Raw genomic sequence first — 9,065 nt, 5'->3', positions numbered from 1 at the left:
GGCAAGAAGCGACGACGGGTCTTGCGCTGGGAGTGTGAAACATTGTTACCAGTCACCGGGCGCTTGCCGGTAACCTGACATACTTTGGACATGGGAGCCTCCAACCGCTTGGCCAGGTGATTTCAACCTGAGTGTTCAAAACCTGTCGGGCAAACCGGGAACGAGCCCGTTGTCATTTGACCCAAGGGAATTCAAAGGCTGCACTTTATAGCAGAGTGCACCCCGTCAGGCAAGAGATGCGCCGCATTCTATCCTGTCTTGCCCCTCTTCGCACCCTGCCCGTGAAAAAACGCCGAAGCACCGTCACACGACCAACAGGCGCGACAATCCAGCCACTATAGCCAACCGCGTTCGGCGAATGACACCACCTCCCCATCGCCCACCACGAAATGATCGAGCACCCGTATCTCGAACAGCCCCAGCGCCTCGCGCAGCCGGTTGGTGATACGCCGGTCTGCGTCAGAGGGCTCGGCCACGCCGGAGGGATGGTTATGGGCGAAGATGATGGCACCTGCACCGAGCTCCAGGGCGCGTCGCGCCACCTCACGGGGATAGACCGACGCACTGTCGAGGGTGCCGCGAAACAGCGACTCGAACTGGATGACCCGATGCTGGGTATCGAGGAACAGTGCCGCGAACTCCTCGTGTCCCAGGTGTCGCAGCTGCGCGGCCAGGTAGGCCCGCACCAGGCTCGGTGAGGTCAGGGCGTCGCCTCGAGCCAACTGGCTGGCCAGATGACGCTTCGACAGCTCCAGGCTCGCCTGCAGCTGAACGAACTTGGCCATGCCCAGGCCCCGCTCGGCACAGAAGCGCGGCTGGTCGGCCTCGAGCAACTGGCGCAGGCCGCCAAACGCCGAGAGCAGGTCGCGGGCCAGGTCAACGGCCGAACGCCCCGCCACGCCCACCCGCAGGAAGATTGCCAACAGCTCGGCATCCGACAGCGCCTCGGCGCCCAGCGCCAGCAGTTTCTCCCGCGGGCGCTCGCCCTCGGGCCAATTCCGAATCGACATCCCTGCCTTCCCCCGTCATGCATCCTTGATAACAAGGCATTATAGACGCAACACAAAAGATTACCGCGGCTGCGCCAAGCCCTTCTCGATGGTATGGTAGGCGGTCGGATTTCAGTTCAGGAAGGAGCCATGTCAACGCTTTCTTCGGGCAACGGGCTGGTCGGCCGACGCATCCTTCTCGGTATCAGCGCCGGTATCGCCGCCTACAAGAGTGCTCAACTCGCCCGCCTGCTCAAGCAGGCAGGCTGCGAGGTGCGCGTGGTCATGACCGATGGCGCCCAGGCCTTCATCACACCGTTGACGCTTCAGGCGCTGACGGGGGAGCCGGTACGCACCTCGCTGCTCGACCCCGAAGCCGAGGCCGGCATGGGCCATATCGAGCTCGCTCGCTGGGCGGACGTCGTGCTCATCGCCCCGGCCACCGCCGACTTGATGGCACGCCTGGCCATGGGCATGGCGGACGACCTGCTCACGACCCTGTGCCTGGCCAGCGAGGCCGAGAAGGTCATGGCACCGGCCATGAACCAGGCCATGTGGCGCCACCGGGCTACCCAGCGCAACGCCGAGCGCCTGCAGCAGGATGGCTGGCGCCTGCTGGGGCCGGACAGCGGCGACCAGGCCTGCGGCGACGTGGGGCCGGGCCGCATGCTGGAGCCCGAGGCGATCCTCGGTGAGCTGCTTACCTCGCACCCGAAGCCGTGCCTTCCATGCCGCCCGAAGCCGCAGCATCCATGGCGCCCGAAAACGCACTGGAACCGACAGACGACGCCCGCAGCCTGCATATCGTGATCACCGCCGGCCCCACCCGGGAGCCGCTGGATCCGGTGCGCTACCTATCCAATCACAGCTCCGGCAAGATGGGTTATGCCCTGGCCGCTTCCGCCGCCCGGCTCGGTGCCCGGGTCACCCTGGTCAGCGGCCCGGTGAGCCAGGCGACACCCCAAGGGGTCGAGCGCATCGATGTGGAAACGGCGCAGGAGATGCATGAGGCTTGCCTGCGACTGCTCGCCGAATGCGATATCTTCATCGCTGCGCCGCGGTGGCCGACTACCGCGTCGACGCGGTCGCCGAGCACAAGATTAAGAAGCGCGAAGGCGAGGACGGCCTGACACTGAAGCTGGTCAAGAATCCGGATATCATCGCCGATGTCGCCAGCAAGCGTGATCCGGCCAGTCGCCGTCCCTTCGTGGTTGGCTTCGCCGCCGAGACCCGCGACCTGGAGGCCTATGCCAGGGACAAGCTGACGCGCAAGCAGCTGGACATGATCGTCGCCAATGACGTCGCAACCGCAGGCCTCGGCTTCGGCGCCGATGACAATGCCGCCCTGTTGCTGTGGCGGGATGGCGACGGTGAAGGCGGCGAGAGCCTGCCGCCCCAGCCCAAGGCCCGGCTGGCAGAGGCCATCCTGAGGCGAGCCCTGAGCTGCCTGCCCGAAGGCCCGATGCACTGAGCCCAATGACTGACCCTAACCCGACCCTGAACGCAGGCGTACACAACGGAACCATCATGCCCGAGACTCAGCCCACACAGCCCGGCACCCCGCAGACCGACAGGCCCAGGCTTGCGGTCAAGCTGCTCGACGAGCGTCTGCACGACTACATGCCCCGGTACGCCACCCTGGCTCCGCCGGCATGGACCTGCGCGCGCTGCTCGATGCACCGCTGACGCTTGAGCCCGGCCAGTGCGAACTGGTACGAACCGGTCTCGCCATTCATATCGGCGATCCCAATCTCGCCGGCTTGATCCTGCCCCGCTCGGGGCTGGGCCACAAGCATGGCATCGTGCTCGGCAACCTGGTGGGTCTGATCGACTCCGACTACCAGGGCGAGCTGATGATCTCGACCTGGAACCGTGGCAACACCACCTTCGTACTGGAGCCTTTCGAACGCCTGGCCCAGTATGTACTGGTACCGGTGGTCCAGGCAGAGCTGCAGGTGGTTGAAAGTTTCGAGACCAGCCTTCGTGGAGAAGGCGGTTTTGGCAGCTCGGGACGTCACTGACGTCCGGGCCCCGCCATGCCGGCATACCCAGGGATCGGGAGCGCCGGCATCGCAACCTGGGCATTCACATTCATTCATCATTGATTGCCAAGGAATCCAAATGAGCCCAGTCATGAACCAGACCGTACCCGCATCGATCTTCCGCGCCTACGACATTCGCGGCATCGTCGACGATACCCTGACCGAAGCGACCGTCGAGCTGATCGGTCGCGCCATCGGTTCGGAAGCCGCCGCCCGCCATGAGTCCACCGTCGTGGTGGCCCGTGACGGCCGCCTCTCCGGCCCCCGGCTGAGCGAGGCGCTCACCCGGGGCCTGACCGCCGCCGGCCGCAACGTGATCGACATCGGCATGGTACCGACGCCGGTGCTCTACTTCGCCACCCACGTTCTGGAAGGCACCGCCTCGGGCGTCATGGTCACCGGCAGCCACAACCCGCCGGACTACAATGGCTTCAAGATCGTGCTGGGCGGCGAGACGCTCTCCGGCGAGGCGATCACCGCACTCTACCGGCGCATCGAATCCGGCGACCTCAGCGAGGGCCAGGGCAGCGTGCGCCAGGATGACCTGCGCGACGCCTACCTGGAGCGCATCCTCGGCGACATCACGCTGGCCCGGCCGCTCAAGGCAGTGGTGGACTGCGGCAACGGCGTGGCAGGCGAGCTGGGACCCAAGCTGATCGAGCGGCTCGGTGCCGACACCATACCGCTGTTCGCCGAGATCGACGGCACCTTTCCCAATCATCACCCCGACCCGGGCAAGCTCGAGAACCTCCAGGATCTGATCCGCGAGGTGAAGGCCAGCGATGCCGATATCGGCCTGGCCTTCGACGGCGACGGCGACCGCCTCGGCGTGGTCACGCCGTCCGGCCAGCTGATCTATCCCGACCACCTGATGATGGCCTTCGCCGAGGACATGCTCTCGCGCAACCCGGGGGCGAAGGTGATCTTCGACGTCAAGTGCACCGGCAACCTGGCCGGCGTCGTCGAGCGGGCAGGGGGCACCCCGGAGATGTGGCGCACCGGCCACTCGTTGATCAAGGCGCGCATGAAGGAAACCGGCGCCCTGCTGGCCGGCGAAATGAGCGGGCATATCTTCTTCCAGGAGCGCTGGTACGGCTTCGACGACGGCATCTACGGCGCCGCCCGGCTGCTGGAAATCCTCTCCAGGCAGGACGAGGACGCCGATACCTTCTTCGCCCGCTATCCCCAGGATATCGGCACGCCGGAGATCAACGTTCAGGTCACCGACGAGACCAAGTTCGACCTGGTGGCACGGCTGGCGCGGGAAGGCGACTTCGGCGAGGACGGGGTCAAGACCACCCTGGACGGCATTCGTGTCGACTACTCGGATGGCTGGGGTCTCTGCCGCGCCTCCAACACCACGCCGGTGCTGGTGCTGCGTTTCGAAGGCAAGAGCGACGAGGCGCTGGCCCGCATCCGCGCCCGCTTTGCCGACGCCCTGCAGCAGGTAGACCCGGCACTGACCCTGCCGCAGTGAGCGGTGGCGTTTACCGTACCCGAAAGGAATGACCATGACCCAACCGACCCGTGATCCGCGCCTGGTAGTGGAAGTGCTCTCCGAGGCACTTCCCTATATCCAGCGTTTCACCGGCAAGACCGTCGTCGTGAAGTACGGCGGCAATGCCATGACCGAGGACGCCCTGATCGACTCCTTCGCCCGCAACATGGTGCTGATGAAGGAGGTCGGCATCAATCCGGTGGTGGTGCACGGCGGAGGCCCGCAGATCGGCGACCTGCTGACCAAGCTGAAAATCGAGTCACGCTTCGTCAACGGCATGCGGGTCACGGACTCCGAGACCATGGATGTGGTGGAGATGGTGCTGGGCGGCCTGGTCAACAAGGGTATCGTCAACCTGATCAATCAGTGCGGCGGCAAGGCGATCGGCCTGACCGGCAAGGATGGCTCCCAGATACGGGCGCGCAAGCTCAAGGTGGAACACCAGACTCCGGAGATGACCGCGCCGGAGATCATCGACATCGGCCATGTGGGCGAGGTCGAGCACATCTCCACCGACCTGATCGAGATGCTCGCCGAGCGCGACTTCATCCCGGTGATCGCCCCCATCGGGGTCGACGCCCAGGGCAACAGCTACAATATCAACGCCGACCTGGTGGCCGGCAAGGTCGCCGAGGCACTGGGCGCCGAGAAGCTGATGCTGCTGACCAATGTCGCCGGGCTGATGAATGCCGACGGCGAAGTGCTCACCGGGCTGACCACCGCCCAGGTGGACGCACTGATCGCCGACGGCACCATCCACGGAGGCATGCTGCCGAAGATTCGCTGCGCGCTGGATGCCGTCAAGGGGGGCGTGGCCAGCGCCCATATCATCGACGGCCGCGTGCCTCATGCCACCCTGCTGGAGATATTCACCAACGCCGGTGTCGGCACCCTGATCACCGATGCCGAACGCCACGGCAACGACGCCGGCTGAGCGCTGTGTCCGCGCGGCGAGGTGCCGTGGCGGACATGCCTTCACAGTACCGTAAGACAACCAAAAAAAGATACCGACATGACGCAGGCAACTCCCCCACCCAGCCGCCGCGAGCAGATCTTGCAGGCGCTCGCGCTGATGCTGGAGGAAGACAGCGGCAAGCGCATCACCATTGCGGCGCTGGCACGCCAGGTGGGCGTGTCCGAGGCGGCGCTCTACCGTCACTTTCCCAGCAAGGCGCGCATGTTCGAGGGTCTCATCGCCTTTATCGAAGAGACGCTGTTCGAACGCATTACCCGTATTCTCGAGGAAGTCCCCGACGCCGTGCCGCGCTGCGGCCAGATCCTGACCCTGCTGCTCGCCTTCACCGAGAAGAACCCGGGGTTGTCACGACTGCTCGGCGGCGATGTGCTGACCGGCGAGACCGCCCGGCTGCGCCTGCGTATCCATCAGCTCTTCGAGCGCCTGGAGACCCAGCTCAAGCAGGTACTGCGCGAGGCGGAGCTGCGTGAAGGCTATCGCCCCACCCTCCCCGTGTCGGCGGCTGCCAACCTGCTGATGGCCCAGGTGGAGGGCCGCATCTCCCAGTATGTCCGCAGCGACTTCCGACGCCTCCCCACCGAGCATTGGGAGGACCAGTGGGCCCTGCTGTCGGCGCAGCTGATGCGCCAGGCACGTCAGAGCGCCTGACTCCCTCCTCGCACACCCCAGATGCACGAAGCCCCGGTCAGTGACCGGGGCTTCGTCGTCCATGGCGGCAGGGCCGACGCGGCTCAAGCGGCCAGCGTATCACCCAGCTGCAGGCGGATCTTCTTCATGGCGTTCTTCTCGAGCTGGCGAATGCGCTCGGCGGAGACGCCATAGACGTCGGCCAGCTCGTGCAGGGTGGCCTTGCTCTCGGCCAGCCAGCGGCGCCGGAGGATATCGCGGGAACGCTCGTCCAGCGCCTCCAGGGCGAACTGCAGCCGGCGGCTGGCATCGTCTTCCCAGTCGCTGTCCTCGAGCTGCATCGCCGGATCGGAACCCGCATCATCCAGGTAGTGTGCCGGCGACTGGTAGGTGGACTCCTCATCGTCGCTGGGCGAGGCATCGAAGCCGGCGTCGTGGGCCGACAGACGACCCTCCATCTCGCGCACCACCTCTGGCTTGACGTCCAGGTCCTTGGCGATGGCCTCGACTTCGTCGTTGTTCAGCCAGGCCAGGCGCTTCTTGGCGCTGCGCAGGTTGAAGAACAGCTTGCGCTGGGCCTTGGTGGTGGCGATCTTGACGATACGCCAGTTGCGCAGCACGAACTCGTGGATTTCCGCCTTGATCCAGTGCACCGCAAAGGAGACCAGGCGCACGCCCTGATTCGGGTCGAAGCGCTTGACCGCCTTCATCAGGCCCACATTGCCTTCCTGGATGAGGTCGGCCTGGGGCAGCCCATAGCCGGAGTAGCTGCGCGCGATGTGCACGACGAAGCGTAGATGCGACAGCACCAGCCGGCGCGCCGCTTCCAGGTCGCCCTCGTCATAGAGGCGATAGGCGAGCTCGCGCTCCTCGTCGGCGGTCAGCATCGGAATGCCGTTTACCGCCTGGATATACCCGTTGAGGTCATGGCCCGGTGATAGCTGTCCCACCGGAAGAAGACTGGTGCTCATATGCAGGTTGTCTCCCTCGAAACCCTGTTGCGTACTGTTCGTGACCGCTACGTTTGACGGCCACGACCACAGAATGTTCCGTCTTTGCTGACTAGCGTGGCAGATTCCGCGGGGATGTACCAGCGGGCCGACACACCACCGTTTACCGCGGCCGAATATCCGCGAGGTGGCGACTCACGGCGATCCAGGCACCCAGCCAGCCCAATAGTGTACTGCAGATCAGCAGCGTTGCCGAGCCCGCGGCACCCAACTGGGGTAGTTGGAAGGTGGCGCCATAGCTGGCCGCCAGGGCGCTGACGGGCGCCGCCAGCCACTCGCTGCCGAGGCCCAGCAAGCCCCAGGCGAGCAGGCCGCCTCCCAGGCCGTACCAGGCGCCGCTATACAGGAAGGGGCGGCGCACGAAGGCGTGGGTAGCGCCGATCAGCATCACCACCTCGATCTCCTGGCGACGACTCTCCACCGCCAGACGAATGGTGTTGCCCACCACCAGCAGCACGCCAAGCCCGAACAGCACGCCCAGCGCCAAGGCCACGCGGCTGCCGAGTTCGGCCAGGTGACGCAGTCGCTCCAGCCAGGCCAGGTCGAGGCGCACTTCATCCACCCCGGTCATCTCCTGCAACGACTCGGCCAGTTCGCGAACCCCCTCCGGCGCCGGATCCACCGGGGTCACCACCACGCTAGCCGGCAACGGGTTGTCATCGAGCCGGCCCAGGGCATCGGCCAGTCCCAGCGCCTGCTGGAACTCGGCCATCCCCTCGGCTGCCGTAATCAGACGGGTGCGTGCCACTCCTTCATGGGCACCGATCGCCTCGTCGATACGACCGGCCTGGCTTCATCGACCTGATGCGCCAGGTAGACGGTCAGGGTGGCGCTCTCCTCCAGCTCGGCGTCCAGCATCCGGGCACTGTCCAGGGCCAGCCATAGCGCCGCCGGCAGCACCAGGGCGATGGCGATCGCCAGCATGGTCAACAGGCTGCCCACCGGATGCCTGAGCAGGCGCCGGGCACTATCCAGGCACATGGCGCGATGATGGCGCCCCCAGGCCCGCATCCGACTGCCGGTGCGCGGGGCCTGACCCTGGCTGCGTGCTCCCCGGGGTGGCTGGCGAACGGCACCTCGGCTCATGCCGCTTCCTCATCGGCCACCAGCCGGCCATCACGCAGCCTCAGCATGCGGTGGCGCAGCCGGGTAATGAGTGCCAGGTCGTGGCTGGCGATGACCACGGTGGTACCAATGCGATTGAAGTCCTCGAACAGCGCCATGATATCGGCGGAGAGCTGGGGGTCGAGGTTGCCGGTGGCTCATCGGCCAGCAGTAGAGAGGGCTTGTTGACCACCGCCCTGGCGATGCCGACACGCTGCTGCTCGCCGCCGGAGAGTTCGATGGGCAGCGCTCGCTCGCGATGCAGCAGGCCGACCTTGTCCAGTGCCGCCCGCACCCGGCGAGCGGCTTCCCGGGGCTCGACGCCGCGAATTTCCAGCGGCAGCGCCACATTATGATAGATGGAGCGGTCCAGCAGCAGCTGGTGGTCCTGGAAGACCACACCGATCTGGCGTCGGTAGAACGGCACCTGGCTGGCGTGCAGCCGGGCGATATCGTGGCCCGCCACCAGCACCCGGCCCCGGGTCGGCCGTTCCAGGCGCATGATCAATCTCAGCAGCGAACTCTTGCCGGCACCGGAGTGGCCTGTGAGAAAGACCATCTCGCCACGATCTACGCGGAAGTCGATGTTGGCCAGTGCATCGAAGCGCCCGCCATAGCGTTTGCCCACGTGCTCGAAGACGATCATCCGGAGGCGGCGTCGCTATCGTTGTCCTGATCGAAGAGGGCATCGACGAAGTCCCTCGCCGCAAAGGGCCGCAGGTCGTCCAGGCTCTCGCCCACCCCGATGAAACGGATTGGCGTACCGAGCTGCTTGGCCAGGGCGAAGATGATGCCACCCTTGGCGGTGCATCCAGCTTG

The 9,065-nt window shown here is 65.8% G+C and carries 6 protein-coding genes and 5 pseudogenes; 5 read left to right on the top strand and 6 right to left on the bottom strand.

Features of this window, described 5'->3' with window-relative positions; translation table 11 throughout:
• A partial coding sequence (gene rpmB / locus Q427_RS29740; protein WP_081785814.1) for a 50S ribosomal protein L28 occupies positions 1 to 92 on the bottom strand: 92 nt, incomplete at its 3' end.
• A gap of 243 nt (positions 93 to 335) precedes the next feature.
• Positions 336 to 1,010: a RadC family protein gene (radC, locus tag Q427_RS04320; RefSeq protein WP_043511334.1), complete on the bottom strand. Its 675-nt coding sequence runs from the start codon at positions 1,008 to 1,010 to the stop codon at positions 336 to 338.
• 129 nt (positions 1,011 to 1,139) lie between these two features.
• Between radC and coaBC the strand changes: the two are divergent.
• The 5 genes and pseudogenes from coaBC to slmA all read left to right on the top strand — a co-directional run bounded on the left by coaBC (position 1,140) and on the right by slmA (position 6,153).
• Positions 1,140 to 2,460 (top strand): annotated as a pseudogene (gene coaBC, locus Q427_RS04315) (bifunctional phosphopantothenoylcysteine decarboxylase/phosphopantothenate--cysteine ligase CoaBC).
• Positions 2,461 to 2,516: 56 nt separating this feature from the next.
• Positions 2,517 to 3,010: pseudogene (dut, locus tag Q427_RS04310) on the top strand (dUTP diphosphatase).
• A gap of 112 nt (positions 3,011 to 3,122) precedes the next feature.
• Entirely contained in the window at positions 3,123 to 4,508 is a 1,386-nt protein-coding gene (locus tag Q427_RS04305; RefSeq protein WP_043511333.1) for a phosphomannomutase/phosphoglucomutase, read from the top strand.
• 34 nt (positions 4,509 to 4,542) lie between these two features.
• Positions 4,543 to 5,463, top strand: a complete 921-nt coding sequence (gene argB, locus Q427_RS04300) for an acetylglutamate kinase (protein WP_043511331.1) — start codon at positions 4,543 to 4,545, stop codon at positions 5,461 to 5,463.
• 78 nt (positions 5,464 to 5,541) lie between these two features.
• On the top strand, positions 5,542 to 6,153 hold the full coding sequence (gene slmA / locus Q427_RS04295) for a nucleoid occlusion factor SlmA (protein ID WP_043511329.1): 612 nt from the start codon (positions 5,542 to 5,544) through the stop codon (positions 6,151 to 6,153).
• 83 nt (positions 6,154 to 6,236) lie between these two features.
• Here slmA and rpoH read toward each other — a convergent pair whose 3' ends face one another.
• From rpoH to Q427_RS29735, 4 genes and pseudogenes are all read right to left on the bottom strand, one after another.
• Positions 6,237 to 7,103, bottom strand: coding sequence for an RNA polymerase sigma factor RpoH (gene rpoH / locus Q427_RS04290; RefSeq protein ID WP_043511326.1), 867 nt, complete (start codon positions 7,101 to 7,103; stop codon positions 6,237 to 6,239).
• A 142-nt stretch (positions 7,104 to 7,245) separates the two neighbouring features.
• Positions 7,246 to 8,228 (bottom strand): annotated as a pseudogene (gene ftsX, locus Q427_RS04285) (permease-like cell division protein FtsX).
• Positions 8,225 to 8,892, bottom strand: a pseudogene (gene ftsE / locus Q427_RS04280) (cell division ATP-binding protein FtsE). Before ftsE ends, ftsX begins: the two co-directional pseudogenes overlap by 4 nt.
• Positions 8,889 to 9,065 (bottom strand): annotated as a pseudogene (locus Q427_RS29735) (signal recognition particle-docking protein FtsY); the annotation flags it as partial. The pseudogenes Q427_RS29735 and ftsE, both read right to left, overlap by 4 nt.

The sequence above is a fragment of the Halomonas sp. BC04 genome (genome assembly GCF_000568385.1).
The sequence above is the reverse complement of the archived record's forward strand: the minus strand, read 5'-3'. Positions and strand labels throughout refer to the sequence as shown.

What these genes read in the sequence shown, in the direction of transcription:
- radC (WP_043511334.1), bottom strand. Translation starts at nt 1,010, where the DNA reads ATGTCGATTCGGAATTGGCCCGAGGGCGAGCGCCCGCGGGAGAAACTG.
- Q427_RS04305 (WP_043511333.1), top strand. Translation starts at nt 3,123, where the DNA reads ATGAACCAGACCGTACCCGCATCGATCTTCCGCGCCTACGACATTCGC.
- argB (WP_043511331.1), top strand. Translation starts at nt 4,543, where the DNA reads ATGACCCAACCGACCCGTGATCCGCGCCTGGTAGTGGAAGTGCTCTCC.
- slmA (WP_043511329.1), top strand. Translation starts at nt 5,542, where the DNA reads ATGACGCAGGCAACTCCCCCACCCAGCCGCCGCGAGCAGATCTTGCAG.
- rpoH (WP_043511326.1), bottom strand. Translation starts at nt 7,103, where the DNA reads ATGAGCACCAGTCTTCTTCCGGTGGGACAGCTATCACCGGGCCATGAC.